The organism is Planococcus sp. RAB007_Raresut (assembly GCF_057369535.1).
In genome coordinates, this window is record NZ_JBXYIF010000111.1 from 1 (window position 1) to 271 (window position 271).

The 271-nt window shown below is 45.0% G+C and carries 1 protein-coding gene; it reads left to right on the forward strand.

Annotated features, from left to right (window positions below):
- A partial coding sequence (locus tag AC2Q9J_RS17935) for a 5'-3' exonuclease (RefSeq protein ID WP_499042037.1) occupies window positions 1-271 on the forward strand: 271 nt, incomplete at both ends.

The following is a 271-nucleotide window of genomic DNA, read 5'->3' on the forward strand; positions in this document are numbered from 1 at the left end:
TGACCTAAAAGGATTAATGGGAGATAAATTTGACAACATTCCTGGTATTCCAGGGGTCGGGGAAAAGACGGCACTGAAGTTGATTGCCACATACGGTACCGTCGAGGCCCTTTACGAACATACGGATGAGTTGAAAGGGAAGCAAAAGGAAAAAGTAGAGGCGAATGAACAAGAAGCGAAAATGTCGAAACAGTTGGCGACCATTTACACGGATGTACCGATTGATGTGTCGATGGATGATCTTCTCTTTAAGCCATATGACGCTTCGGAC